Below are 531 nucleotides of genomic sequence, written 5' to 3'. Positions count from 1 at the left end.
TGATATCGAGATCAAGAACCCAGTTGTAACGCCAGCATCGCTGCCGTGCCACGCCGATCGCATCGAGCGCCGATTTGCCGGGCCGATATCCATAGGAATCCGGATGGAATTTAGGCTCCACCGTCGGTTCCAGATGGCGTTTGACCACCATCTGCGCAATGCGATCGGCGACCGTAGGTATGCCCAGCGGGCGCGTCTTCCCATCGCTCTTGGGTATGTCGACCCGCCGCACCGGCGGCGGAAAGTAGCTGCCCGACGCCAGCCGATTCCAGAGCTTGTACAGGTTGTTCGTAAGATCAGCCTCAAAGTCCGCAATCGTCTGGCCGTCAATGCCAGCCGCTCCTTGGTTGGCTTTAACCCTCTTATAGGCCTCCCACACCTCCCTTTTCGGAATCGCATACGGCTTTGCTCTATCCACGAGGATCCTCCCGTCGCCGGTTGTCCTCGCTCCAGAGCTGAACAACGCAACCCCTTCGCTCCAGCCCCATTACAGGACCTTCAATACTACTACGGGCTGCTCCGCCCCTGTGC

At 59.1% G+C, this 531-nt stretch carries 1 protein-coding gene; it reads right to left on the bottom strand.

Features of this window, described 5'->3' with window-relative positions; all coding sequences use genetic code 11:
• Positions 1-418: reverse transcriptase domain-containing protein (locus ACPYOI_RS35930; protein WP_481424153.1), on the bottom strand; the 418-nt coding region annotated here is incomplete at its 3' end.
• Between the last annotated feature and the right edge of the window lie 113 nt (positions 419-531).

This window comes from Rhizobium sp. SVR5-2C, assembly GCF_056755115.1.
The sequence above is the reverse complement of the archived record's forward strand: the minus strand, read 5'-3'. Positions and strand labels throughout refer to the sequence as shown.